At 46.9% G+C, this 1,689-nt stretch carries 1 protein-coding gene; it reads left to right on the plus strand.

Annotated elements, in window-relative coordinates; all coding sequences use genetic code 11:
* Positions 1-270: 270 nt before the first annotated feature.
* Positions 271-1,527: an IS110 family RNA-guided transposase gene (locus NC797_RS18215; protein WP_272438211.1), complete on the plus strand. Its 1,257-nt coding sequence runs from the start codon at positions 271-273 to the stop codon at positions 1,525-1,527.
* Positions 1,528-1,689: the final 162 nt, after the last annotated feature.

A 1,689-nucleotide genomic window follows, 5' to 3' on the forward strand; every position in this document is an offset into this window, starting at 1 on the left:
GTAGTGTCCTACCAAGGGAATGTTCCGATTCCTCCTGTTGCCCCAAAACTTGGGTGTCTTCCGAATTTAGAGTGTTCCCCTGGCCCTATGTTATAGACCTACACGCTGACTGTTTCCCGGCTGGTTGACCCTCCTGCAAAGCAGAGGGAGGCACGTGCACTGTCAGCCCCCGGTGTATTCCAATAGCTCGCAAGGCTGTCGTTCATAGGTTTTCCAGGGACATCTCAGCATCGTAGGCGCTACAACCCTTAAACAAAGGAGGTGATCACGATGACTTCACCCTTGTTCGTCGGAATTGATGTAAGCAGTAAGAGCAACGTCATCTGTTGCTTAACCCGGGACGAAGCGAAACGACCGCTTAGCCGATTTACCATTACCAACAATCGTCCCGGCATCAAGGAGTTACAAGACCGTATTACCAAGCTTGTGAAAAAGCACGGATACGAGCAACTTCTGTTTGGACTAGAGCACACCGGAAGTTACTCAACTCACGCTGCCATGTACCTGTGCCGTCATCTCGATTTTGGAGTTCCAGAAAAAAATGTCTATGTCTTTAATCCCAGTCTTATCAAACAATTCAAGAAATCAAATTATCTGGACGCTCCCAAAAATGATCAGGCAGATGCCTGGTACATTGCGGCCAAGCTTCGTGCCGGAAACCTTCCGCATCCTTTTACATGGAGCGAGCCACAAATGGCCTTACAACGGCTGACACGTACGCGCTACCATCTGATGCAGGATTTAACACGGGAAAGCAATTTCCTCATGACCAACTTGTATTTGAAGTTCAGTGACTATTCGATTACTGGTCCCTTCAAACGCAACAAGTTGGGAGCCACCTCCCTAGCCGTCATGGAGGAATTCGAATCCGTTGAAGACTTGGCCGGCATGCCTGTGGACAAGCTAATTGACTTCCTTGTGCTTCACGGCAAAAATCGCTTTGATGATCCGGAAGCTGTTGCCCGTTCGTTAAAAAAGGCAGCGCGTTCTTCCTATCGTTTGCCAGACTCGATGGCAGACTCTGTTAATCTGGCGATGGCTTCCAGTATTCGTGTCATCCGGACAGTACAGGAACAACTGAAAGTGTTGAAAAAGGCGATTGTAGACCATTTGGAAACGATCCCTCAAACGCTGGAAACCGTTCCCGGGATTGGCCCTATATTCGCCTCCGGAATCCTAGCGGAAGTCAATATTGCGGAATTTAAACACCAGCAACAGTTGGCTAAATTCGGCGGGTTGGCCTGGAACCAAAACCAATCCGGTGATTTTACTGCCAAACGAACACGGCTGATTCAATCCGGCAACCGCTATCTCAAATACTACCTCGTGGAGGCAGCAAACAGTGTTCGGGTGCACGACCCTGTTTACGCACAGTATTATGCCAAAAAGCTAGCGGAGCCGAAACAATTTGCCGAGAAACGTGCCCTTGCGCTTACAGCTCGTAAACTAGTGCGGTTGATCTTTTACCTGCTGAAGAACAACCAAATTTACCACCAGGAAGGAGGGATTCAACATAAAAATAGCTAACTTTTTACTAAGTTGAATCTATCCATCTATTAATTGGTTATAATGTTAATAATTGTAATCCAATTAGGGTGGGCTTAGTTCAGTATTGCCTTTTTTAAGTAACAACGCCTTCAAAGCAGCAAGGTTTATTAATATTTACCTTGACATAATACCGCTGCTCTA

The sequence above is a fragment of the Terrihalobacillus insolitus genome (genome assembly GCF_028416575.1).
Classification (GTDB): domain Bacteria; phylum Bacillota; class Bacilli; order Bacillales; family Amphibacillaceae; genus Terrihalobacillus; species Terrihalobacillus insolitus.